Raw genomic sequence first — 23,786 nt, forward strand, 5'->3', positions numbered from 1 at the left:
TGCTGCGGCGGTCGCCGGCCGTTGCCGTGCTCAGAACCGATAGCTGATGGTGCCGGTGACCACGCGCGGGTAGCCGGCGAAACAATCGCCGAAGGTGCGGCACGGCGCGTAGTAACGCTTGTCGGTGAGGTTGGTGATGTTCAAGGCCCAGGTCCAGTTGGTCACCTGCACTTCCACCAGCGCATCGGCCAGGGTGTAGCTGGGGGTGATGACGCGGCCGCCGTTGCCCAGCGACACCGTGTTGCCGACATGGCGGACACCCAGGCCGAGTTTCATTCGTGCGGCGTCATCCAGCTGGAAGCCCTTGGACACCCAGGCCGAGGCCAGGTCCTGCGGGGTGTCGTTCAGGCGTTCGCCCACTTCCAGTGCGAAGTTGCTGCGGCTGACTTCGGCTTCGTTGCGCGCGTAAGCCGCAGTGACCGTAAGGTCGTTGGCGAACTGGAACTGGCCCTCCAGCTCCACGCCCTTGGAACGGATCTGGCCGGTCTGGACGACGTTCAGAACGTTGTCCGGATCGTTGGTCTGGCGGTTGGTCTCGGTGATGCGGTAGGCGGCCAGGGTTAACAGCATGTTGCGGGCCGGTTGCCACTTGATGCCACCTTCGGCCTGGCGTCCGCGCATCGGCTTGAAGGCATTGCCGAACAGATCCTGGCCGGACACCGGCAGGAACGATTCGCTGTAGCTCAGGTACGGCGATACGCCGCCGCCGACGTCGCCGATCAGTCCGGCACGGTAGGTAGTGGCATCGTCGGTCTGGCTGGGCTGGCCTTCGGTCTTCGAACGAGCATGGTCGCGACGCGCACCCAGCACCAGCGACACGCGATCAGCCCAGCGGATCTGGTCCTGCACATACACGCCCAGTTGGGAAGATTCCTGGTCCGGCTGGCGCTCCCAGCCACGTACCGTCGGGGCGGTCGATACCGGCGCGTAGACGTCGATGGGCGTGCCGGTGGCATCCAGCCGCTGCAGCTGCTCCTTGTACTGGCTGTAGTCCACGCCGGCCAGCAGCAGGTGCTGGAAGGCGCCCGTGGCGAAGTCGAACTGCACCGCGTTGTCGGCGCTGATCACCTGGATGTCCGGCTGCGTGCCGTAGGCGGTGCGGTTGACCACGCGCCGGTCGGCATCGATGAAGGGGTTTTCCGGGTTGCTGTAGCTGTCCACATACAACTGCTGCAGGGTGGTCTTGCCGTCGATGTAGCGCACCGCCGAGCGCAGGCTGACCGCATCGTTGAAGCGATGATCGAACAGGGCGGTCAGGCTGTACACGCGCGAATCAATGCGGTCGAAACCGGCATCGCCGATGAAGGTGGTCGGATCGAGGCGGCGACCGGGCGCTGCGTGCAGGGTGGCGGCCAGCGGCAGGAACTGCTGGCTGGAGCCGGTCTTGTCGTGCTGGTAGCTGGCCAGCAGGGTCAACGTACTGCGTTCACCGCGCCAGCTGATCGAGGGTGCCAGATACACGCGGTCGTCCTTGAGGACATCGGTCTGCATGTTCGATTCGCGGACCAGACCGACCAAACGCCCGGCAACCGTGCCGTCGTCATTCAGCGCACCACCGATGTCGCCCTGCAGCTGCCGACGATCGAAGCTGCCCAGCTGCAGGCCGACCTCACCGCTGGCGGCGCCGAAGGCCGGGCGCTTGCTCATGGCGTTGATGATGCCGCCGGTGGCGCCCGCTCCGTACAGCACCGATGACGGGCCGCGCAGCACTTCCACCCGTTCCAGGCCGTATACCTCCGGGCGTGCCAGCGGGCTGAAGCCGTAGCTGCGGCGCAGGCCATCCTGGTACTGCACCGGGTCCAGGCCGCGTACCGAACTGGCGTCATTGCGGGTGTCCAGGCCCCAGGCGTCAGCGGTGACACCGGCGCTGTAGCGCAGCACTTCCTGCAGGTTGTGTGCGCCGCGATCGGTGAACAGCTGCTGGGTGACCACGCTGATCGCCTGCGGCGTCTCGGTCAGGGCGGTGTCGGTCTTGGTCGCGGTGCTGGCGCGCTCGGCCACCACGGTCACCTTGTCCAGGGTCCGGGCCGCAGTGCCGTCCTGGGCCTGGGCGATGGCCGACGCCAGCAGGGTGGGCAGGAACAGCGCGTACAGCAGCGGGCGGCGCGACGGCAGGGCGGGCATCGTGGGGAATCCGGGAAGGGCGGTGACGGCGGATTATCCGGATGCCCGCCTCCAAATACAAATGATTCCCAAATGCACTTGCCGGTGATGAGTCCGGCTTCAGGGCAGGACGTCTGCGGCGCCGCGGATGCTCATCCAGGCGCCGCCGCCGGGCGCGCTGCCGGCGCGGACACGGAAGCCGTGCAGCCCGGCAATGGCGGCCACGATCGACAGCCCCAGGCCAAAGCCGGGCCCTTGCCCGGCGCTGCTGCTGCCGCGGAAGAAGCGCTGGTAGATCAAGGTGCGGTCCTGCGGCGGGATGCCCGGCCCGTTGTCGATCACATCGATCCGGGGCGCGCCGTGGTCCTCCACCGCGCGCAGCAGGATGCGCCCGTGCGCAGGCGTGAACTGCAGGGCGTTGGACAGCAGGTTGGCCACCGCTTCGAACAGCAGTTCGCGGTCGCCGCGCAGCATGCCGATCTGCGGCGCGACCTGCAGTTGCAGATCCTGTTGTTTCTCTTCGGCCAATGGCAGGTAGAACTGGTGCAGCTCCTGCAGCAGGTCGGCGATGTCGACCTCGTCGAAGGCCGAACGGCGCTGGTGGCTTTCCAGCTCGGACACGCGCAGCAGGGCGGCGAAGCGCGCCATCAGCATGTCGGTCTCCGCCAGCGCCTTGTCCAGCGGGTCCGCATGCGGGTCGTGCTCGTCCAGGCCCACGCGCATGCGGTAGAGGTGTGCACGCAGGCGCGTGAGCGGTGTGCGCAGGTCATGCGCGATGCTGTCGCACACGCCTTTGACCTCGGTCATCAGCTGTTCGATGCGTTCCAGCATGGCATTGACGATGCTCGACAGCCGATCGATCTCATCGCGTCGGTTGGATACCGGCAGGCGTTGCCCGAGGTCGCCGGCAATGATGCGGTTGGTGGCCGCTTCGATCTGCTGGATCCGCTTCAGTGGGCGCCGGCGCAGCAGATGCCAGCCCACCAGCCCGGGGATGACGGTCAGTGACACGCCCCACAGCAGTGCATCGAGGATGATGCTGTTGACCGCCATCAGCTTGCCGTTCTGGCGCACGAACACCAGTGTCCGGCCATCCCGGGTCACCACGCCGAGCGCGCTGCCACCGCTCTCGTGGCGGCCATCGACCAGCGTCCAACCCGCTACCTGATGCGAGTTGCCATCCAGCGGCAGTCCTTCGGGGATGGCCGTCAGCGGGCCCGCCATCGCCACGCCGGCCTTGTCGAACAGCCCGTACGTATACACCTGGTGCAGGTCGAAGCGCTGGCTGTCGCGCAGCGCGTCATCCAGCGCCGGGCCGTCGAAACTCATGAACAGATGGGCGCGCTGCTGCAGGCCCGATTCGGTCAGGTCGTTCAGGTAGTCCGAGATGCGCCAGTACATCACGCCCAGCAGCAGGCTGGACCAGGCCACGAACAGGATGCAGTACAGGCCCAGCAGGCGGCTGCTGGATGAGCGCCAATGGTCAGGATTGCGCGTCGAAGACATAACCGGTTCCACGTACGGTCAAGATCGGCTGCGGTCGGCCGGGTTGTTCGATGCGTTTGCGCACCCGGCCGATATGCACGTCGATCAGGTTGGTGCCCGGGTCGAAGTGGTAGCCCCAGACTTCCTGGAACAACATGGTGCGGGTGACCACCTGGCCGGCATTGCGGACCAGGAATTCCAGCAGCTTGAACTCGGTCGGCAGCAGGTTGATCTCCTGGCCGCCACGGCGTACCGAGCGGCTCATCAGGTCCAGTTCCAGGTCGCCGGCGCGCAGCACCTTGTCGCTGGCAGCGGCTTGGCCTTGGCGCCGGATCAGCACTTCCACGCGCGCGGCCATTTCATCGGAGGCGAACGGCTTGGTCAGGTAGTCGTCGCCACCTGCACGCAGGCCACGCACGCGTTCATCCACGTCCGACAGCGCACTGATCATCAACACCGGCGTGGCGATGCCTTCATGGCGCAGCGTGGTGACCAGGGCCAGCCCGTCGATGCCGGGCAGCATGCGGTCCAGGGTGATCACCGCGTAGTCGCCTGAACGTGCCAGCGCCAGGCCACTGCTGCCGTCGCTGGCCAGGTCCACCTCGAAGCCGTGGCTGCGCAGCTCGGTGGCGATTTCCTCCGCGGTGACAAGGTCGTCCTCGATGGTGAGTACGCGCGGCATGGGCCACTTTGCAGATTGGGACCTGCGCATCCTCGCAACCGAAGGCGTGCACTGCAAATGAAAAATGTTTCATGCGTTTTTCGCTGGATCGCAGCGCGCTGTCTTCTATATTCGGCGCCGAACGCTCCCCCCGCGCGTGGAACCTGCTGCCGATGACCCTTCCGTACTTCTCCCTGCCTGCCGCGGGCTGGCGCCGGCCGCTGCTGGTGCTTGCCTTGGCCACCCTGCTGGCCGGCTGCGGCAAGGACGCACCCAAACCAGGCAAGGCAACGCCGGAAGTGACCGTGCTGACGCTGCAGAACCAGACGCTGGCGCTGCAGCAGGAACTGCCGGGACGCACCATTGCCTCGCAGGAATCGGATGTACGCCCGCAGGTGGACGGGGTGCTGGTGAAGCGCCTGTTCGAGCAGGGGCAGCTGGTGAAGGCCGGGCAGCCCCTGTTCCAGATCGAGCCGGCGCTGTACCAGGCCGCCCTGAACGAGGCGCAGGCCAATCTGAAGACCGCCGAAGCGGCCGCCGTGACCGCTCGCCTGCGGGCGCAGCGGATGCAGGCGCTGGGCAAGGACCAGCTGGCCGCGCGCCAGGACGTGGACGATGCCATCGCCAGTGGCCAGCAGGCGGCTGCGGCCGTGCAGGCTGCGCAGGCAGCGCGCGATACCGCCAGTACGCGGCTGGGTTTTGCCACGGTCACCGCACCGATTGCCGGTCGCATCGGGCGTGCGCTGTTCACCCCGGGGGCACTGGTGACATCCGCCCAGGCCGATCCGCTGGCGCGGATCCAGCAGGTCGACCCGATGAACGTGGACATCACCCAGTCCAGCAACGAGTACCTGGCGCTGCGTCGCGCCATTGCCGAGGGGGGCGTGCAGGCCAACAGCGCGCCGGTGCGGCTGCGCCTGTCCGATGGCACCGACTACCCGCTGCCGGGCACGCTGGAATTTGCCGACATCGATGTGCAGCAGGAGACCGGCAGCATCACCCTGCGCGCGCAGTTCCCCAACCCCGAGGGACAGCTGTTGCCGGGCATGTACGTGCGCGCGCAGGTAGGCCAGGGCACGCAGCAGCAGGCGTTGCTGGTACCGCAGTCGGCGGTGGACCGCAGTGCCAAGGGCGAGGCGCAGGCGTGGCTGGTCGACAAGGAGGGCAAGGCGCGGCTGCGCACCTTCCGCACCGCCCGCGCGGTCGGCAACCAGTGGCTGGTGCTTGATGGCATCAGCGCTGGCGATCAGGTGGTGGTGGCGGGGGCGCAGGGCCTTGCCGACGGCATGCCGGTGCGGATGAAGACGGCGCCCGTGGCTGCGCCGGCCGGAAAGGACTGAGCGCATGCTGCCGCGCTTCTTCATCCACCGCCCCGTATTCGCCTGGGTACTGGCGATCTGCATCATGGCGTTCGGCACGATTGCGGTGACCCAGCTGCCGGTCGAGCAGTACCCGGACATCGCACCGCCGCAGGTCAACATCACCGCCAACTACACCGGCGCGTCTGCACAGACGGTGGAAGACAGCGTCACCCAGGTGATCGAACAGCAGATCAAGGGCATCGACCACCTGCTGTATTTTTCCTCCACCAGTTCGTCTTCGGGGCAGGCGCGGATCACGGTCACCTTCGACCAGAGCGCCAACCCCGATATCGCCCAGGTACAGGTGCAGAACAGCGTCAACCAGGCCATCAACCGCCTGCCGCAGGAAGTGCAGCAGCAGGGCGTGACCGTGGCCAAGTCGCAGGGCGACTCGCTGATGGTGGTTTCGCTGTACGACACCAGCCGGCGCATGGAGCGGGTGGACGTTTCCGATTTCCTGGTCAGCAACGTGCAGGACCCGATCAGCCGCATTGCCGGCGTCGGCGAGATCAATGTGTTCGGTTCGGCCTATGCGATGCGGGTGTGGCTGGATCCGCACAAGCTGCGTGCCTACGACCTGATGCCGTCGGATGTGCGCAGCGCGATCCAGGCACAGAACACCCAGGTCACTGCCGGCGAGCTGGGGGCGTTGCCGTCCAGTGCGACGCAGAGCCTCAATGCCACCGTCACCGCGCAGTCGCGCCTGCAGACTCCGGAACAGTTCCGCGCGATCATCCTGCGCACGCTGCCCAGCGGCGCGGCGGTGCACCTGGGCGACGTTGCGCGGGTCGAGATCGGCGCGGAGAATTACCAGACCAGCAGCTTCCTCAACGGCTATCCGGCTGCGGGTTTCTCGGTGACCCTGGCCTCCGGCGCCAACGCGCTGGCCACTGCCGATGCAGTACGCGCGGAGCTTGAACGGCTGCGGCCTACGTTCCCGCCCGGGCTGCAGGTGGCCTATCCACGCGACAGCACGCCGTTCGTACGGGTCTCCATCGAAGGGGTCATCCACACCCTGATCGAGGCGATCGTACTGGTCGTGGTGGTGATGTTCCTGTTCCTGCAGAACCTGCGCGCCACCCTGATTCCTGCGATCACGGTGCCGGTGGTGCTGCTGGGTACCTTCGGCGTCCTCGCGGTGGCCGGTTTCACCATCAACACCCTGACGCTGTTTGCGATGGTGCTGGCCATCGGCCTGCTGGTCGATGATGCGATCGTGGTGGTGGAGAACGTGGAACGCATCATCCACGAAGAGCATCTGCCGCCACGCGAGGCAACCGAGAAGTCGATGGGCGAGATCACCGGTGCGCTGATCGGCATCACCGTGGTGCTCGGTGCGGTGTTCCTGCCGATGGCGCTGTTCGGCGGTTCCACCGGCATCATCTACCGGCAGTTCTCGATCACGATTGCATCGGCCATGGCGTTGTCGGCGCTGGTTGCGCTGACCCTGACACCGGCGCTGTGCGCGACCCTGCTCAAGCCCTCGTCGGCGCAGAAGCCACCGGGGCGCTTCTTCGCCGCGTTCAACCGTGGCGTCGAACGCAGCCAGTCGACCTACCAGGGCAAGCTCGGTGGCGTGGTGTCACGTCCGCGGCGCTGGATGGCGTTCTACCTGTTGCTGGTGATCGCCATGATTGCCTTGTACGCGCGCATGCCCACCGGCTTCCTGCCGGTGGAGGACCAGGGCCAGGTGACCTTCCAGTTCTCCACGCCGGAAGGCACGCCGATGGCGCGCACCGAGGCGCTGGGCGAGCAGATCAGCCGTTACTTCATGGAGCACGAGAAGCAGAACCTGGACGTGGTGTTCGTGGTGGTCGGTCGCAACAACGCCGGTACCGGCCAGAATGCGGGGCAGGGCTTCCTGGCACTCAAGCCCTGGGACGAGCGCAAGGGCGACAACACCGCAGCGGCGATCATCGCGCGCGCCAATGCCTATTTCCGCAAGCTGCCCGATGCCAAGGTCAACGTGCTGGCGCCGCCGGCAGTGCGCGGCCTCGGGCAGTCCAGCGGTTTCGAACTGTGGCTGCAGGACACCAGCGCGGCCGGACGCGTAGCGTTGCAGGCTGCGCAGGAGCAGGTGGTGCGCGCGGCCGGCGAAGACGACGGGCTGACCTCCGTGCGATTGAACGGGCTGGGCGACAAGGCCGAGCTGCGGCTGGACATCGACCACGCCCAGGCCAGCGCGCTGGGCCTGGCACAGGCCGACATCAATTCCACGCTGTCTGCCGCCTGGGGTGGCAGCTACATCAATGATTTCCTGGATCGCGGCCGGGTCAAGCGTGTCTACATGCAGGGCGACCAGCCTTACCGCAGCGTGCCCGACGACATCGGCCAGTGGTACGTGCGCGGTGGCAACGATCAGATGGCCTCGTTCGCCAGCTTTGCCAGCAGCCACTGGGCGCGTGGGCCGCAGCTGCAGCAGCGTTTCAACGGCCTGCCGGCGATGCAGATCCAGGGCAGCGCGGCCGAGGGGCGCAGCTCGGGTGAAGCGATGCAGCGCATGCAGGCGCTGGTGGCCGATCAACCCGGGTTCGATCTGCAATGGAGCGGGCTGTCCTATCAGGAACAATTGGCCAGCAACCAGACGCTGTACCTGTACGCCGCTTCGATTGCCTTCATCTTCCTGTGCCTGGCCGCGCTCTACGAGAGCTGGACGGTGCCGGTGGCGGTGGTGCTGGTGATTCCGCTGGGCGTGATCGGTACGGTGCTGGCGACCACGGCTGCGGGCTTCGTCAATGACATCTACTTCCAGGTGGGGTTGCTGACCACGATTGGATTGTCGGCAAAGAACGCGATCCTGATCGTGGAGTTCGCCGAAGCACGCTACCGCGCCGGCAGTTCAGCGGTGGAAGCGGCACTTCAGGGCGCGCGCCTGCGCCTGCGGCCGATCGTGATGACCTCGCTGGCCTTCGTGGCAGGCGTCATCCCGCTGGCGTTGGCCACCGGCGCCGGCGCGGTCAGCCGGCGTGAAATCGGCATGAGCGTGATCGGCGGCATGCTCTCCGGAACGGTGCTGGCGGTGGTGCTGGTGCCGCTGTTCTTCGTGCTGGTACGGCGGATGGGCAGGGCGCGGCCGGTGCACTGAGGGCAGGGGCGTCGGCTGTCACCTTCCTGCCGCAGCGCCATCACCCGGTCTTGGCCCGGGCATCGGTAGGGTTGATCGTCCCCGTCCCCCACGGAGACCTGCCATGTGGTTGCTTGACCGACTCTGGCCCCCGCGCCCTGCGCTGCCCGCCGCGACGCTTCCGCCTGCAGCGGACCTGCCCGCGCGTCGAACGCCGTTGAAGCGTCCGTTGCGCGTCGGCCGGGCCAGCATGGCCCCGTGGCAGAAGGTCGCGCCGCCGCCCCGGCGCAGCCGCCACTAACCGGTGCGGTCGGCGGGGTGGTTCACCCCGTCATTGACCGGAATCGTTCCCAGCGCGAACGGATCGATGCCTTCCAGGCAGGCCACGTTGTAGCCGTACTGGTCCGGGTTGGAGCGGCGGCGGTGGTGCGTGTAGATGCCACAGACATCGCAGAAGTAGTGCTCGGCCACGTGCGTGTTGAACTGGTACAGGCGCAGATGGGCCTGGCCACGCACGATATGCAGCCCGTCTTCGGCCACGCTGGCGGCGATGGCGCCGCGGCGCCGGCACATCGAACAGTCGCAGCGGCGCGGGTCGACGATGCCCTCGGGCAGGTCCAGCAGCAGCTCGACGGTGCCGCAATGACAGCTGGCCCGGTGCTGCGCCTGCACGGCGACGCCGGCCACGGTGGTAATGCCCATCCTCGCTCCCTGTATACCCTTGGTGGACGCCAGTATGCGCCCGCCGGCGCCAGCCTGAACCGTCGTAGATGTCGCCGTGAGGCGGCTTGTGGCTAACTATGCCGCCCCGGGACCCCGACAGGATGCCAGTGAAAGCCGCAGGACGATGGATGACAGGATGTGTGATGGTGCTGCTGGCGCTGTGGGTGGCCGGTCTGCTGACCTACCAGATGCCCGGGCCGGGCTGGCTGGGCGTGACCGCGGCGATGCTGTGGCTGCTGGCCGCCGCCTGGGCGGCGTGGCAGGTGGCGCGCGGCCGTGGCACGCGCCGGCTGTGGGCGGCTTTTGCCGGCGCTCTTGCGCTGGCGGGGCTGTGGTGGCTGCTGCTGACCCCACGCCAGGACCGCGACTGGGCCGATGACGTGGCGCAGCGCCTGCACGTGGAATCCTTCGATGGCCGCCACGTGGTGCTGGACAACGTGCGCGATTTCACCTGGCGCACCGAGACCGACTACGACGCGCGCTGGGTGCGCCGCAGCTACGACCTGGACCAGTTGCGTTCGGCCGACCTGGTGCTGTCGTACTGGATGGGCCCGGCGATCGCCCACACCCTGGTCTCGTTCGGATTCGAGGACGGGCGCCACCTGGTGTTCTCGCTGGAAATCCGCAAGGAGCGTGGTGAATCGTTCTCCGCACTGGGCGGCTTCTTCCGCAAGTTCGAGATGACGCTGGTCGCGTCCGAAGAAACCGACATCATCCGCACCCGCACCAACGCGCGCGGCGAGGATGTCTACCTGTACCGCCTGCACGGCATGGACCGCAACCAGCTCAAGACCCTGTTTGCTGCCTACATCGACCAGGCGCGCCAGCTTGATGCCACGCCCGGCTTCTACAACACGCTGACCAGCAACTGCACCACGATTGTCTTCGACCTGGCGCGGCATATCGCCCCGCGCCTGCCGCTGGACTACCGGTTGCTGGCCTCGGGCTACCTGGCCGAGTACGCGCAGGAGGTGGGCGCGCTCACGCCTGGCGTGCCGTACGCCGAACTGCATGCCAAGGGCCGCATCACCGAGCGCGCGCTGAAGATGGCACCCGACGATGATTTCTCTACCGTGATCCGCCAGGGCATCCCTGGCACCGAGCAGGACCCGCAGCAATGACCCCGATGATCCTGTTCCGCTGGCAGCGCGCGCTGCCGGCGTTGTTGGCTGCTTTCCTGCTGCTGGGCGGCAGCGGCTGCGCGATGGTCACCGTCAAACAGGTGGCGTCCAGCGATTACCTGGTCAACAAGCGCGCCGATGTGCTCAACACCGGCAAGCTCAGCCCCGCCTCGCGCGAGACACTGAGTGCGGCCGGGCTGGACGAATCACAGTGCGAGAAGGACTTCCTGGTCTGCCGCAGCACGCTGTTGATGACCGATGACCTCAACGTCGAGCAGCGGTTGTCGACGCTGTCCGAGCTGTGGGTGAAGGCCGCTCTGGCATTGACGCCGAAGAAGCAGGCGGCCAACGAACCGCCGATGAGCGATGCAGCGCTGGATGCATGGCTGGAGGCGGCGCGCTATGGCTATGCCTATCTGTTCTACAGCGGGCGCTCGCCCTCCGATCGCGCGTTCGAGGATCGGCAGACGCAGGTACGCGATTACTACAACTATGCTGCCGAGAAGGCCGCCGTGGTGTTGTTCGCGCGTGCCCGTGCCGCAGCATTGGCCGGCGAGGACTACACCAAGCCGGTGTCGGCGGGCAGCTGGACGCTGGCTTCCGATTTCCAGCGCCTTTCATTGAAGAGCATCCCCAAGCAGCTGGTGCCGGCCGGTACCGTCAGCTTCGTCGGCATGCGCAGCACCTATCGCCGCGATGGTTTCGGCGCCGAGCTGGTGATGGTGATGGACCCGCCGAAGCTGGTGGTGCCTGCCGTCGCCGCGGAAGGGGCCAAGGCCGAAACGGCACAGGCGCAGGCCACCAAGGACGAGCAGGAGGAGGGCGTCCGCCGCGGACGCCGCCACCAGCACGATGATTCGGTGCCCGAGTACAGCGAGATGTCCTCGATCAACGTCACGGCATTGCTGCGTTTTGAAGGCAACACGCTGGAAGACGTGATGCGCACCCGCCAGGTGCTGCTGGATGGCTATTCGCCCGAGGCCACCGAGCGCATCACCCTGCATGGCGAAGAGGTGCCGCTGGCGGGCAACTTCACCGCCGCCTACGGTCTGTGGCTGGCGCAGAGCGGGTTCGCCACGCAGTCGCTGCGTACCCTGTTCGGCATGAGCGAGGGCATCGGCGAGCCGCACATCTACCTCATGCAGCCGTGGGATCCGAACCGCCGCATCATCTTCATGCTGCATGGCCTGGGCAGCAGCCCGGAAGCGTGGGTGAACCTGGCCAACGAGATCATGGGTGACCCCGAACTGCGCCAGGAGTTCCAGGTGTGGCAGGTGTACTACCCGACCAACGCGCCGATCGCGCTGAACCGCTACGAGATCGCCAACGCATTCAACGACACGTTGCAGCACTTCGACCCCAACGGCAGCACGCGCGCCTCGAAGGACATGGTCTACATCGGCCACAGCATGGGTGGCGTGCTGGCGCGCCTGCTGGTCAGCGACTCGGGCGACGTGCTGTGGAACGATCTGCTCGCCAACTACAACCTGAAGGGCGAACGCCTGAAGCGGGTGCAGTCCAAGCTGGGTCCGCTGCTGCACTTCAAGGCCGAACCGAACGTGGAGCGTGCGATCTTCATCGCCGCCCCGCACCAGGGCACGGACATCGCCGGCAACAAGGTCGGCCGCCTGATCGGCCGCCTGGTGCGCCTGCCGCTGACCATCCTCGGCAAGTTCGAGGATGTGTTCCTGGCACTGGCACAGGCCGAGCAGCAGGCGGATGGCACGGCCAAGCCGAAGATTCCCAACAGTATCGACAACCTCAAGGCCAGCGACCCGTTCGTGAAAGCCGCTGCGCAGCTGCCGATCACGCCGGGCCTGAAGTACCACTCCATCATCGCCCAGCGCAAACCGGAACTGCCGGTGGAGAAATCCGACGATGGGCTGGTGCCTTACTGGAGCTCGCACCTGCCGGGCGCGTTGTCGGAGAAGGTGATCATCTCCGGCCACAGCGTGCAGGAGACGCCGCAGGCAGTGCTGGAAGTGCGCCGCATCCTGCACCAGGACATCGATGAAGTGGGTACGGTGGCGAGGCCGTAACGGGACGCTCTCCGGGGCGTCTACACGCGACGTGCGATCACCGTGGCGAACACCGCCAGGCCCAGGGTGATGGCCAGGCACAGGATGTAACCGGTATGCGGGGCGCTTTCCACGAACAGTGCGAACAGCGCGCCGGATACCGCCAGTGCGGTGGTCACCGACAATGCTTCGCTCAACTGCAGGGCCGAGGTGTTCGCACCCTGTTCGTGTGGTGGTGACAGTGACAGCGTCAGCACCGACAGGCTGGCGTAGATCATGCCCATGCCGAAGCCGGTCAGCGTCCAGCCGACCAGGGCGACCGGCAGTGGCACCGCAGTGAACAGCACCGCCAGCGTCGCGGCGATGCCCACGGTCATCAGCGGTGTGCCCACGCGCAGCAGTTGCTGCCGCGACCAGCCGCGCTGCTGGTGACCCTGCAGCCACGAGCCGGTGAACCAGCCCAGCGCGCCCAGGCTCAGCACGGCACCGGCCCAGCTGGGTGACAGCCCACGCTCGCGCTGCAGCAGCAGGGGCAGGTAGGCCTCGCAGGCGAAGAACGCGGCAGCGGCCACACCACGCAATGCGATCACGCTGGGCAGGCCGCGGCGCAGGCGCAGGGTGCCGGCGGGCAACAGGCGATGCACGCAGAACAGCAGCGCCAGCATCGCCACGCCGATGCACAGCAGTGCCGGTACGCCCTGTTGTTGCCCGCCCAGATACAGCAGCAGGGCAGCCAGGGAGGCGCCGCTGGCCCAGCGCACGATGTTGCCGCGGCCATCATCGGCAACATCCGTGGCTGCAGCCTGCATGCGCGCCAGCGCCGGTCGCAGCAGCAGGCCGGCCGGTATCGCCAGCAGCGGCACCGCCAGGAACACCCAGCGCCAGCCAAGATGCTGCACGATCACACCGCTCAGCGCCGGGCCGATCATCGACGGCACCACCCAACCGGCAGAGAACGCGGCGAAGACCTTCGGCCGCAGATGCTCGGGATAGGTCCGGCCGACCATCACATACAGCGACACCGAAATGGCGCCTGCGCCCAGGCCCTGCAGCAGGCGTCCGGCCACCAGCATGCCCATGCGCAGGGCGAAGCCCGCCAGCAGCAGGCCCAGCACGAAGCAGGCCAGGCCCCACCACAGCGGGCGTGCGGGGCCGTGGCGGTCGGCCCAGCGGCCGGCCAGGGTCATGCCGATCACGCTGGTGGCCAAGGTGCCGCCGAAGGCCAACGCATACAGGCGCAGGCCGTCCAGGGCCTCGGCCACGGTCGGCATTGCTGCGGCCACCGCCAGTGCCTCGAAGGCATGCAGGGAGACCAGGGCGACCATGCCCAGGGTGGTGGCGCGGTAGCGCGCGGACAGGATGGAGGAATCGACCGGATCGGCCGTGGCAGCGGGGGAGGGCATCGGGTTCCTGCGGGGGCGGACGGGCCGCGCTTGTCATCTGGCGGCGATGGTAGCAGCATGCCACCTCAACCAAAGTTGAGGTCAATCGATGCTGGCACAGGACATGAGCGTCGGCGATGTCGCCCGTCGCAGCGGCGTGGCCGTCTCTGCGCTGCATTTCTACGAGCGCAAGGGGTTGATCAGCAGCCTGCGCACGTCGGGTAACCAGCGCCGCTACGCCCGCGACGTGCTGCGCCGGCTGGCGGTGATCCGCGTGGCGCAACGCGTGGGCATGCCGCTGGAAGCGGTGGCACGTGCGTTCGAGAGCCTGCCGCAGGGGCGGGCGCCGACCAAGGCCGACTGGGCCAAGCTGTCGGCACGCTGGCAGGTGGAGCTGGAGGAACGCATCCGCATGCTGCAGCTGCTGCGCGACGAGCTGACCGGCTGCATCGGCTGCGGTTGCCTGTCACTGAAGCGCTGCCGCCTGGCCAACCCGGATGACGTGCTCGGCGAGCGCGGCGACGGCCCGATGCGCTGGGGCTGACCGTGCTGGTGGGTGCCGACCTTGGTCGGCACGCTCGTTACCAGACGGTGATGGTTTCGCCGCTCTGAATGCCTTCCACCGCGCGCTGGAAGGCCAGTGCCGCGCGCTGTGCGGTTACTGCTTCAAAGCCGGGGAAGTAGGGGCCGTAGGCTTCCATCGATTCCACCAGCACGTTCGGGCTGACCACGTTGATGCGCAGCCCGCGCGGCAGCAGTTCCAGCGCCGCCGCCCGCACGAAACCTTCCAGTGCATGGTTGACGGCGGTGGCATTGGCGCCATCGCGGATCGGCTGCGCGCTGACGATGCCGCTGGTCAGGGTGATCGAGCCGCCAGCGTTGAGATGGTGCTGCGCGGCCAGTGCAAGGCGTACCTGGCCGAGCAGCTTGTCCTGCAGGCCGACGTTGAACTGTTCGGGTGTCATCTGCTGCAACGGGCCGAAATGCAGCTTGCCGGTGGTGGATATCACCGCATCGACCGGGCCGGTCTGCGCGAACAGTTCGCGCACGCTGGCGTCGTCGGTGAGGTCCACGCGCAGGCTGCCGCTGTGGCGGCCGGCAGCGAGGATGTCGTGCTGCTGGCCCAGGTGGCGGGCGACCGCCTGGCCGAGGGTGCCGCTGGCACCGACGAGAAGAATCTTCATGACAGCTCCTTGCGAGAGGGGATGGATGCAGTCTGCGCTGTCACCGGTTGGTTTGGTAAGTGGCTTATGATTCGCATATTCCTAACCATGGATTTGCAATGGATACCTTGCGCTGCATGCAGGCCTTCGTCGCCGTGGCCGAGCACGGTAGTTTTTCCGCTGCCGCCAGCCACCTGCAGGTGTCGGCGGTGATGGTCGGCAAGTACATCCAGCAGCTGGAAGCGCACCTGGGCACCGCGCTGCTGCAGCGGAACACCCGTCGCCAACGCCTGACCGAAGCCGGCACTGCCTACCTGGCCGGTTGCCGGCAGGTGCTGGAACAGGTGCAGCAGGCCGAGGCGGACGTGGCCGGGCTGCAGGTGCAGCCACGCGGGCTGTTGCGGGTCAGTGCGCCGACCACCTGGGGCAGCTGCGTGCTGGCTCCCGTGTTGAGCGATCTGCTGCGGGCACAGCCGCTGCTGAACATCGAGCTGGACCTGAGCAATCGCCGCATCGACCTGATCGAGGATGGCTTCGATGCAGCCATCCGCGTCGGTCCGCTGCCGTCGCAGGAACTGGTGGCGCGGCCGCTGCCGCCGTATGCGATGAGTCTGTGTGCATCACCGTCGTACCTGCGCCGCCGTGGTACGCCGCGCACGCCCGCCGATCTTGAAGGACATGATTGCCTGAGCCACCTGGCCTGGCGCGGCGGTCACGGTTGGCAGCTGGCCAATGGCGAACAGGTCGATTGGGAAGCGCGGTTGACCAGCAATGACGGTTACGCGCTCCGCGAAGCAGCCGTGGCGGGCGCAGGCCTGGTGCTGCAGCCGACCGCGCTGCTTGCCGGTGAAATCGCAGCGGGATGATTGAAGCCACTGCTGCGCGACTATCTGCCCGAGCCACGGCCGATGCACCTGATCTACCTGCCCGACCGTCGCCCCCGACCGCGGCTGCAGTGTTTCGTTGATTTCGTCATGGCCAGGCTGGGCACGTAGATCCACGCATGCGTGGATGGCGGTGGGTGCCGACCGTTGGTCGGCACACTTGTTTCAATCATTGGCGGCAGACAGTTCCTGCCCACGCACCTGCGCGGCACGCAGTGCCTTTTCCACCAACGCTTCAAACCCACCTGCCTGGAAGCTTTCGATCGCCGCCTGGGTTGTGCCGTTGGGTGAGGTCACCCGGCGCCGCAGTTCGGCTGGGCTTTCACCGGCTTCGTCCAGCATGCGCGAGGCGCCCAGCAGTGTCTGCACCACCAGCGTGCGCGCCGCTTCTGCAGGCAGGCCTTGTGCGATGCCGGCCGCTTCCATTGCTTCGGCCAGCAGGAACACATAGGCCGGGCCACTGCCGGATACGGCGGTGACCGAATCCATCTGCGCTTCGTCGTCGATCCACACCGTGCGTCCCGCGCTGGCCAGCACGCGTTCGGCCTGCGCATGCTGCTGCGCATCCACCGCTGGCGTGGCATACAGGCCGGTGACCCCGGCGCCGAGCAGGGCCGGGGTGTTGGGCATCGCGCGCACCACCGGCAGCGTGCCACCCAACCAGCGCTGCAGCTGCGGGCTGGTGATGCCGGCGGCGATCGAGATCACCAACGGCTCCTGTGCCTGCGCCAACACCTGCAGTGACTGGCAGACCTCGCGCAGCACCTGCGGTTTCACCGCCAGCAGCCACGTGTTGCCCTGCGCCGCCGCAGCGGCCGCGTTGTCGTGGGTCTGCACGCCAAAATCGGCAGCCAGCTTTTCGCGCAGTTCGGCCACCGGTTCGGCCACATGGATGTGCGCGGCCGGCACGCCCTGCCGGATCAGGCCGGCAATCAGGCTGCGGGCCATGTTGCCGCCGCCGATGAAGGTGATGGAATCAGCTGCCATGGGAATCTCCTTGGAATCAGGCCGGGCGCGGACGCGCGCCGAACAGGGCGGTACCGATGCGCACCAGGGTGGCACCTTCGGCGATCGCTTCAGCGTAGTCGCTGCTCATGCCCATCGACAGGGTGTCCACCTGGGCATGAGCGGCAGCCAGCGCCTCGAAAAGTGTGCGCATGCGCACGAACGCGTCGCGCCGGCGCTCGGCGTCGGGCCACGGCGCAGGAATCGCCATCAGGCCGCGCAGGCGCAGGTTCGGCTCGGCGGCGATGGTTGCCGCCAGCGCGTCCACGTCGTCCGGCGCGCAGCCGTGCTTGCTCGACTCGTCATCGATGTTGACCTGGATGAGTACGTTCAGCGGGCCGCGTTCAGCGGGGCGGTAGCGGGCCAGCGCGGCGACCAGCTTGGGCCGGTCCACGCTCTGCACCCAGTCGAAGTGCGTGGCCACCGGTTCGGCCTTGTTCGACTGCAGGTGGCCGATCAGGTGCCATTCCAGGCCCAGCGGCCGCAGTTCCTGCATCTTGGCCAGCGCTTCCTGCACGTAGTTTTCGCCGAACGCGGTCTGGCCCTGCGCGGCAAGCGCAGCCACGGCCTCGGCCGGCTGGGTCTTGGACACCGCCAGCAGGCGCGGCGGTGGCCGCCCGGCGGCAGCGGCGGCGTTGTGCAGGTTGCTCAGGATCTGGGGCAGGGGAGTGGCCACGTAACGCGTTCCGTTCAATCAGGAGGCTATACTGCCGCCCGGGGAAAGATCCTTCCAGTCGAAGCCGTTATTGGGGAGTAGCCGCTCATGGATATCGCCGAGCTGTTGGCGTTTTCCGTAAAGAACAAAGCGTCCGACCTGCATCTGTCCGCAGGCCTGCCGCCGATGATCCGCGTGGACGGTGATGTTCGCCGGATCAACATTCCAGCCCTGGACCACAAGCAGGTCCACGCGCTGGTGTACGACATCATGTCCGACAAGCAGCGCCGCGATTACGAGGAATTCCTCGAAGTCGATTTCTCCTTCGAGATCCCGTCGCTGGCGCGCTTCCGTGTCAATGCGTTCAACCAGAACCGTGGCGCCGGTGCGGTGTTCCGTACCATTCCGTCCGAAGTGCTGACCCTGGAAGACCTGGCCTGCCCGCCGCTGTTCCGCGAGGTGATCCAGCAGCCGCAGGGCCTGATCCTGGTGACCGGCCCGACCGGTTCGGGCAAGTCGACCACGCTGGCGGCGATGATCGACTACATCAACAAGAACGAATACGGCCATATCCTCACCGTCGAGGATCCGATCGAATTCGTGCACACCTCGCAGAAGTGCCTGATCAACCAGCGCGAAGTGCACCGCGATACGCATGGCTTCAATGAAGCGCTGCGTTCGGCACTGCGTGAGGACCCGGACATCATCCTGGTCGGCGAACTGCGTGACCTGGAAACCATCCGCCTGGCGCTGACCGCCGCGGAAACCGGCCACCTGGTGTTCGGCACCCTGCACACCAGTTCGGCGGCCAAGACCATCGACCGCATCATCGACGTGTTCCCGGCCGGCGAAAAGCCGATGGTGCGCTCGATGCTGTCCGAATCACTACGCGCGGTCATTTCGCAGGCGCTGCTGAAGAAGGTCGGCGGCGGTCGTACCGCTGCGTGGGAAATCATGGTGGGCACCCCGGCCATCCGCAACCTGATCCGCGAGGACAAGGTGGCGCAGATGTATTCGGCCATCCAGACCGGCCAGCAGTACGGCATGATGACCCTGGACCAGCACCTGCAGGACCTGGTCAAGCGCAGCCTGATCACCCGCAACCAGGCCCGCGAATACGCCAAGGACAAGCGTCTGTTCGAGTAAGGCGAGGCAATGGCGGGGCAGGGCGCGCGAATACGTCGCCGGCCCCGCGCTGTTTCCTCCACCGACCGATTCCTGGTACATGCCCCATTGGGAGCCCGCCGTGAACACCACCGCGACCACCATCGATTTCACCTCGTTCCTCAAGCTGATGGCGCACCAGCGCGCCTCGGACCTGTTCATCACCGCCGGCATGCCGCCGGCGATCAAGGTCAACGGCAAGATTTCGCCGATCACCCAGACGCCACTGACGCCGCAGCAGAGCCGCGACTTGGTGCTGAATGTGATGACGCCGGCGCAGCGCGAGGAATTCGAGAAGACCCACGAATGCAACTTCGCCATCGGCCTGTCCGGCGTCGGCCGCTTCCGCGTGAGCTGCTTCTACCAGCGCAACCAGGTCGGCATGGTGCTGCGTCGCATCGAGACGCGCATTCCCACCGTGGAAGAGCTGAGCCTGCCGCCGATCATCAAGACGCTGGCGATGACCAAGCGCGGCATCATCCTGTTCGTCGGCGCTACCGGTACCGGTAAATCAACCTCGCTGGCAGCGATGATCGGTTACCGCAACCAGAATTCGACCGGGCACATCATCACCATCGAAGATCCGATCGAATTCGTGCACAAGCACGAGGGCTGCATCATCACCCAGCGCGAAGTCGGCATCGATACCGACAGCTGGGAAGCCGCGCTGAAGAACACCCTGCGCCAGGCGCCGGATGTGATCATGATCGGCGAAGTGCGTACCCGCGAGGGCATGGACCATGCCATCGCCTTCGCTGAAACCGGTCACCTGGTGCTGTGCACGCTGCACGCCAACAATGCCAACCAGGCGATGGACCGCATTGTCAACTTCTTCCCGGAAGATCGCCGCAACCAGCTGTTGATGGATCTGTCGCTGAACCTCAAGGGCGTGGTCGCGCAGCAGTTGATTCCTTCGCCGGATGGCCGTTCGCGCAAGGTCGCGATGGAGATCCTGCTGGGCACGCCGCTGGTGCAGGACTACATCCGCGACGGCGAGATCCACAAGCTGAAGGAGCTGATGAAGGAATCGGTCCAGCTGGGCATGAAGACCTTCGACCAGAGCCTGTTCGAGCTGTACCAGGCCGGTGAGATCAGCTACGAGGACGCACTGCGCTACGCCGATTCGCAGAACGAAGTGCGCCTGCGCATCAAGCTCAGCCAGGGCGGCGATGCCCGCACCCTGTCGCAGGGGTTGGATGGCGTGGAGATTTCAGAGGTCCGGTAACGACGGTGCCGCTGCCGGCGGCAGTGCGATGGATGGCAGGACGGCATTCATGAGATCCAGTCATGACCGACTGCCATCCAGGTCGTTCAATCCGCTGCCCCTGCAGGCGTATCGTCATCGCTCCCCTACTGGAGCACGACGATGCAGACACGTGAACTCGGCCGCAGCGGCCTGAAAGTCTCCGCCCTGGGCCTGGGCTGCATGGGCCTGAGCCACGGCTACGGTCCTGCCGTCGAGCAGAGCCAGGGCATCGCCCTGCTGCACGCCGCGGTCGAACGCGGCGTGACCTTCTTCGACACGGCCGAAGTCTATGGTCCATATACCAACGAAGACCTGCTCGGCAGGGCGCTGGCACCGCACCGCGACAAGCTGGTGATCGCCACCAAGTTCGGCTTCAAGGACGCACAGGTCGACACCGGCCTGGACAGTCGTCCGGAGAACATCCGTGCGGTGGCCGAAGCCAGCCTCAAGCGCCTGCGCACCGACTACATCGACCTGTTCTACCAGCACCGCGTGGATCCGAACGTGCCGATCGAGGATGTGGCCGGCACCGTGCGTGACCTGATCGCCGAGGGCAAGGTGCGCCACTTCGGCTTGTCCGAAGCCAGCGCCGCCACGGTGCGTCGCGCGCATGCCGTGCAACCGGTGGCCGCAGTGCAGAGCGAGTACTCGCTGTGGTGGCGCGAACCGGAACGCGAACTGCTGCCGGCGCTGCAGGAACTCGGCATCGGCTTCGTGCCGTTCAGCCCGCTCGGTCGCGGCTTCCTGACTGGCGCGATCAACGCCGACACCACCTTCGCCGACAACGATTTCCGCAACACCGTGCCACGCTTCGAAGTGGAAGCGCGTCGCGCCAATCAAGCGCTGGTTGACCGCATCACCACGATCGCGGCGGCGCGGGGCGCCACCCCGGCACAGGTCGCGCTGGCCTGGCTGCTGGCGCGGGCACCGTGGATCGTGCCGATTCCGGGTACGACCAAGATCCATCGCCTGGAAGAGAACCTTGCCGCCGCCGACCTGCAGCTGTCTCCCGCCGAGCTGGAGCGCATCGCGCAGACGCTGCAGGAGATCGCCATCGTCGGCGAGCGCTACAACGCGCAGCGCGCAGCGCAGGCCAAGGGCTGATCGCAGTGGGCGCGGACTTTCGTCCTGTGCTGGGTGTGGTCTTTCGATCTTTGGTGGGCGCGGACTTTCGATCTGTGGTGGGTGCGGACTCTCGTCCTGTGGTGGGTGCGGACCGTTGGTCCGCACGCCTCACCCCACCATCGGCCCGCGCAGCGCATCAAGCACCGTACGCATCGCCACGGTGACATGCCGGCGTGACGGGTAATACGCGTAGTAGCCATCGAAGTGCGGGCACCAGTCATCCAGTGTTGATTGCAGGCGGCCTTCCAGCAGGGCCGCCTGCACCTGGTCTTCGGGCAGCCAGGCCAGTCCGCTGCCGGCCAGCGCCGCAGCCCGCGTCATGCCCATGGTGTTGAAGGTCCACTGACCAGAGACGCGGATGCTCAGCTCATTGCCATCCTGACCGAAATCCCACGGCATCAGGCCGCCATGGGTGGGCAGGCGCAGGGTGATGCAGTTGTGCGCGGCCAGATCGTGCGGATGCACCGGCGCCACGTGCTGGCGGAAGTACGACGGTGCCCCCACCACGCGCATGCGCAGCGGCGGACTGATCGGCAGCGCCACCATGTCGCGTGCCAGGCGCTCACCGAGACGGATGCCGATGTCGTAGCGCTCGGCGACGATGTCGGCCAGGCCGTAATCGGTGGTCAGCTCGACCTTCAGGTCCGGGTACTGCTGCAGCAGCGGCGCGAGCCTGGGCCAGGCCAGGTATTCGGCGGCGTGGCCGGTGGCGTTGATGCGGATGGTGCCTGCGGGGCGCTCGCGGTACTCGGCCAGCGCGGCCAGTTCGTCTTCGATCTCTGCCAGGCGCGGGGCCAGGGTTTCCAGCAGGCGGGCACCGGCCTCGGTGGTGGCGACGCTGCGGGTGGTGCGGGTCAGCAGGCGCACGCCCAGTCGCTCTTCCAGCCCGCGCATGGCGTGGCTGAGGGCGGACTGGGAGACACCCAGCTGGGCAGCGGCTTTGGTGAAGCTGCCTTCGCGGGCAACGTGGACGAAGGCTTGCAGGTCGTTGAGGTTTTCACGCGGCATGAGGGGATGATACGGCCGGGCTGCGCCCGGCGCCTGCGGTAATGCCGGCCGCGAGCCGGCAACCGCAACAGCAACAGCAACAGCGGGCTTCCTGTGGAGCGGCATGGCCTGCTCTTGGTGGGTGTCGACCTTGGTCGACACGTAGATCCGCGCCATGCGTGGATGCGTGCCAGGTGCTGCCGGGGTTGTTCGGCTAATGCGCCATGTCGATTTGTGGTTCTGTGGTTCGTCGAATGGGTACTTTCCAAACAACAGGGAGCAGCACATGAGCACCGACAGCAAACCCAAGGGCCCGGCGTCCTATTTTCCTTCCATCGAAAAGACCTACGGGCAGCCGGTGGCGCATTGGCTGGCGCTGCTGGCCAAACGGCCGGGGCTGAAGCACATGGAACTGGTCAGCTTCCTGAAATCCGAGCACGGGCTGGGCCATGGCCACGCAAACGCCCTGGTCGCCCACCACCTGGCCACCCAGCGCTGAGACAACCGCTCCACCTAGCGAAGCGACCCGCTTCTGCTCTTCTTTTCTCTCTACGTGGCTGGACGCGCACGGAACCTGTCCAAGGCCGGGTGGGGTGAGGCTGCGGGGGTGTCCGCGGCATGGGCCCGAGGCATGCCTCGGGCGGGTTGGGCAGGACGCCCAACCCCGGTCTTGCCGTGTGCGCAGGACAGCGCACACGAGCAAGACGCGGCCAAGTCCCCAAGGACGGGTTCACGGCGTCCCCCGCAGCCTCACCCCGCCTGGCCAAGCCACTGAACTGCATTACGCCGCCCAGCCACGAGGGGCTGCGCCGTTCGCCGCAACTCCCAACTGAACGATTTCATCTGCAACTGTCATGCAGATCGTGTCTAATACCGCTCCCCACCCGTAGTGCCCCCACCTGTATGTCCCTCCAATCCCATGGCCCGGCGCCGTGCGACGACGCTGACGGCCACCTGGTCACCGCTGGCCCGCTGACCCCGCCGCCCGATGTTGCCGGCACCCCCGCCGATGAGAAGGCGCTGCGCCACTCGGTCGCCGAGGACGTGCAGGGCATGGTGCTGGCCATGCTCGTGGCCTCACTGGGCCTGGCGATCTTCGCCAAGGGCGGGCTGATGATCGGCGGCATGGCCGGCATGGCTTTCCTGCTGCACTATTCGATGGGCTGGAACTTCGGTCTGGTGTTCGTGCTGGTCAACCTGCCGTTCTACTGGGTGGCCGTGCGCCGCATGGGCTGGGAATTCACCCTGAAGACGTTCGCAGCGGTCACTGCCTGCGGCCTGCTCACCGACATCCTGCCGCGCTGGGCGGACTTTTCGCATATCGCGCCGCTGTACTCGGCGCTGGTTGGTGGCGCGCTGTCCGGGCTGGGCATCCTGTTCTTCATCCGCCACCGCGCCAGCCTCGGCGGCATCGGCATCCTGGCGGTGTACCTGCAGCGCACCCGCGGCTGGAGCGCCGGCAAGGTGCAGATGTCCTTCGATGCGTGCCTGATGGTGGCCGCGTTCTTCGTGCTGTCGCCGTCCAAAGTGATGTACTCGGCCATCGGTGCGGTGGTGCTCAGCCTGGTGCTGATGTTCAACCACCGCCCGGGCCGCTACATGGGCGTCTGATTCCGCATTCGGCGGATCGCCTGCCCAG

Annotated in this window: 19 protein-coding genes and 1 pseudogene; 11 read left to right on the forward strand and 9 right to left on the reverse strand. The window is 66.8% G+C overall.

The window, feature by feature from the left end:
* Positions 1–30 precede the first annotated feature (30 nt).
* The 3 genes from LC407_RS01140 to LC407_RS01150 form a co-directional block, all read right to left on the reverse strand.
* Entirely contained in the window at positions 31–2,124 is a 2,094-nt protein-coding gene (locus LC407_RS01140; RefSeq protein ID WP_223482037.1) for a TonB-dependent siderophore receptor, read from the reverse strand.
* Positions 2,125–2,223: 99 nt separating this feature from the next.
* Positions 2,224–3,609 (reverse strand): HAMP domain-containing sensor histidine kinase, encoded by a 1,386-nt coding sequence (locus tag LC407_RS01145; RefSeq protein ID WP_134832084.1) that lies wholly within the window; start codon positions 3,607–3,609, stop codon positions 2,224–2,226.
* Positions 3,587–4,270 carry a response regulator transcription factor gene (locus tag LC407_RS01150; RefSeq protein WP_025874050.1) on the reverse strand — a complete coding sequence of 228 codons (684 nt, stop codon included), beginning with the start codon at positions 4,268–4,270 and terminating at the stop codon, positions 3,587–3,589. Before LC407_RS01150 ends, LC407_RS01145 begins: the two co-directional genes overlap by 23 nt.
* Positions 4,271–4,422: 152 nt before the next feature.
* Between LC407_RS01150 and LC407_RS01155 the strand changes: the two genes are divergently transcribed.
* Positions 4,423–5,589 carry an efflux RND transporter periplasmic adaptor subunit gene (locus LC407_RS01155; protein ID WP_313115450.1) on the forward strand — a complete coding sequence of 389 codons (1,167 nt, stop codon included), beginning with the start codon at positions 4,423–4,425 and terminating at the stop codon, positions 5,587–5,589.
* Between the two features lie 4 nt (positions 5,590–5,593).
* Positions 5,594–8,695, forward strand: a complete 3,102-nt coding sequence (locus tag LC407_RS01160) for an efflux RND transporter permease subunit (RefSeq protein WP_223482039.1) — start codon at positions 5,594–5,596, stop codon at positions 8,693–8,695.
* Between the two features lie 276 nt (positions 8,696–8,971).
* Here LC407_RS01160 and LC407_RS01165 read toward each other — a convergent pair whose 3' ends face one another.
* On the reverse strand, positions 8,972–9,376 hold the full coding sequence (locus tag LC407_RS01165) for a GFA family protein (RefSeq protein ID WP_032977314.1): 405 nt from the start codon (positions 9,374–9,376) through the stop codon (positions 8,972–8,974).
* A gap of 164 nt (positions 9,377–9,540) precedes the next feature.
* On the opposite strand from LC407_RS01165, the gene LC407_RS01170 reads away from it, so the two are divergent.
* Positions 9,541–10,518, forward strand: a complete 978-nt coding sequence (locus LC407_RS01170; RefSeq protein WP_032977312.1) for a DUF4105 domain-containing protein — start codon at positions 9,541–9,543, stop codon at positions 10,516–10,518.
* Positions 10,515–12,557 (forward strand): alpha/beta hydrolase, encoded by a 2,043-nt coding sequence (locus LC407_RS01175; protein WP_223482040.1) that lies wholly within the window; start codon positions 10,515–10,517, stop codon positions 12,555–12,557. Before LC407_RS01170 ends, LC407_RS01175 begins: the two co-directional genes overlap by 4 nt.
* Before the next feature lie 20 nt (positions 12,558–12,577).
* Here the strand turns inward: LC407_RS01175 and LC407_RS01180 are convergent, their stop codons facing one another.
* Positions 12,578–13,939, reverse strand: coding sequence for an MFS transporter (locus tag LC407_RS01180; protein WP_099783070.1), 1,362 nt, complete (start codon positions 13,937–13,939; stop codon positions 12,578–12,580).
* Positions 13,940–14,027: 88 nt separating this feature from the next.
* Between LC407_RS01180 and soxR the strand changes: the two genes are divergently transcribed.
* Positions 14,028–14,462: a redox-sensitive transcriptional activator SoxR gene (soxR, locus tag LC407_RS01185; protein WP_223482041.1), complete on the forward strand. Its 435-nt coding sequence runs from the start codon at positions 14,028–14,030 to the stop codon at positions 14,460–14,462.
* Between the two features lie 37 nt (positions 14,463–14,499).
* Here the strand turns inward: soxR and LC407_RS01190 are convergent, their stop codons facing one another.
* Positions 14,500–15,102: a short chain dehydrogenase gene (locus tag LC407_RS01190; protein ID WP_025874043.1), complete on the reverse strand. Its 603-nt coding sequence runs from the start codon at positions 15,100–15,102 to the stop codon at positions 14,500–14,502.
* A gap of 98 nt (positions 15,103–15,200) precedes the next feature.
* Here LC407_RS01190 and LC407_RS01195 point away from each other — a divergent pair.
* Positions 15,201–16,076: pseudogene (locus LC407_RS01195) on the forward strand (LysR family transcriptional regulator).
* 54 nt (positions 16,077–16,130) lie between these two features.
* On the opposite strand, the gene proC reads toward LC407_RS01195, so the two are convergent.
* Both proC and LC407_RS01205 read right to left on the reverse strand, forming a co-directional pair.
* Positions 16,131–16,952, reverse strand: coding sequence for a pyrroline-5-carboxylate reductase (gene proC / locus LC407_RS01200; RefSeq protein WP_059063283.1), 822 nt, complete (start codon positions 16,950–16,952; stop codon positions 16,131–16,133).
* Positions 16,953–16,968: 16 nt separating this feature from the next.
* Entirely contained in the window at positions 16,969–17,646 is a 678-nt protein-coding gene (locus LC407_RS01205) for a YggS family pyridoxal phosphate-dependent enzyme (RefSeq protein ID WP_223482042.1), read from the reverse strand.
* 87 nt (positions 17,647–17,733) lie between these two features.
* Here LC407_RS01205 and LC407_RS01210 point away from each other — a divergent pair, with 87 nt between their 5' ends.
* The 3 genes from LC407_RS01210 (at position 17,734) to LC407_RS01220 (ending at position 21,139) form a co-directional block, all read left to right on the forward strand.
* Positions 17,734–18,771, forward strand: coding sequence for a type IV pilus twitching motility protein PilT (locus LC407_RS01210; protein ID WP_004147099.1), 1,038 nt, complete (start codon positions 17,734–17,736; stop codon positions 18,769–18,771).
* Positions 18,772–18,850: 79 nt separating this feature from the next.
* Positions 18,851–20,014, forward strand: coding sequence for a PilT/PilU family type 4a pilus ATPase (locus tag LC407_RS01215; protein WP_049467229.1), 1,164 nt, complete (start codon positions 18,851–18,853; stop codon positions 20,012–20,014).
* A gap of 141 nt (positions 20,015–20,155) precedes the next feature.
* Positions 20,156–21,139 (forward strand): aldo/keto reductase, encoded by a 984-nt coding sequence (locus LC407_RS01220; protein ID WP_223482043.1) that lies wholly within the window; start codon positions 20,156–20,158, stop codon positions 21,137–21,139.
* Between the two features lie 129 nt (positions 21,140–21,268).
* On the opposite strand, the gene LC407_RS01225 is transcribed toward LC407_RS01220, so the two are convergent.
* Positions 21,269–22,168, reverse strand: a complete 900-nt coding sequence (locus LC407_RS01225; protein ID WP_033830519.1) for a LysR family transcriptional regulator — start codon at positions 22,166–22,168, stop codon at positions 21,269–21,271.
* 265 nt (positions 22,169–22,433) lie between these two features.
* Between LC407_RS01225 and LC407_RS01230 the strand changes: the two genes are divergently transcribed.
* Together LC407_RS01230 and LC407_RS01235 are read left to right on the forward strand one after the other, a co-directional pair.
* Entirely contained in the window at positions 22,434–22,646 is a 213-nt protein-coding gene (locus LC407_RS01230; protein WP_032977298.1) for a DUF4287 domain-containing protein, read from the forward strand.
* A 404-nt stretch (positions 22,647–23,050) separates the two neighbouring features.
* Positions 23,051–23,758 carry a YitT family protein gene (locus tag LC407_RS01235; RefSeq protein ID WP_025874035.1) on the forward strand — a complete coding sequence of 236 codons (708 nt, stop codon included), beginning with the start codon at positions 23,051–23,053 and terminating at the stop codon, positions 23,756–23,758.
* Positions 23,759–23,786: the final 28 nt, after the last annotated feature.

Source organism: Stenotrophomonas sp. OVS01A (assembly GCF_019969775.1).
Taxonomy (GTDB): domain Bacteria; phylum Pseudomonadota; class Gammaproteobacteria; order Xanthomonadales; family Xanthomonadaceae; genus Stenotrophomonas; species Stenotrophomonas indicatrix.